The following is a 724-nucleotide window of genomic DNA, read 5'->3' as shown; positions in this document are numbered from 1 at the left end:
TTCATAACCTACACAGATATTGATGTTTTTAATACCATCCATCACGTCCAGCTTGGTAATGCACATGCCAGAAATGCCGTTAACTTGAATAGAGCGTTTCAGAGCAGCTGCGTCAAACCAGCCACAACGACGCGCACGACCGGTTACAGAACCGAACTCATGGCCGCGCTCTGCCAAACCTGCGCCCACTTCGTCAAACAATTCAGTCGGAAATGGACCGGAACCCACACGGGTGGTATAGGCTTTAACGATACCCAAAACGTAATCCAGCATTTGCGGACCTACGCCTGCACCGGCAGAAGCGGCACCAGCCAAGCAGTTGGAGGAAGTTACAAACGGATAAGTACCGTAGTCGATATCCAGCAACGTACCTTGCGCGCCTTCAAACAACAGGCTTTCGCCTTTGCGGTTTTTCTCGTTCAAAACACGGGAAACATCGGTAATCATCGGCGTAATGCGCGGTGCAACTTTTTCAATGACCGCCATCACGTCTTCAAGTTTTACCGGCTCGGCATGGTGCAGGTGTTGCAACTGAACATTGTAATAAGCCAAAACGGCTTCCAGTTTTTCAACCAGTTTTTCAGGGTGCAACAAGTCCACCACGCGAATCGCGCGACGAGCAACTTTATCTTCATAAGCCGGGCCGATGCCGCGACCGGTTGTACCAATTTTGCTTTTACCGCGGGAAGCTTCGCGAGCTTGGTCAAGCGCAATGTGGTAAGGC

1 protein-coding gene is annotated in these 724 nt (G+C 50.8%); it reads right to left on the bottom strand.

What is annotated here, in order from left to right; all coding sequences use genetic code 11:
• On the bottom strand, positions 1-724 hold a 724-nt coding region (locus ACTHUE_RS19640; protein ID WP_440424239.1), incomplete at both ends, for an adenylosuccinate synthetase.

Source organism: Neisseria sp. P0021.S005 (genome assembly GCF_051956955.1).
Note: the sequence above shows the minus strand (reverse complement) of the source record. Positions and strands in the feature narration are given on the sequence as shown.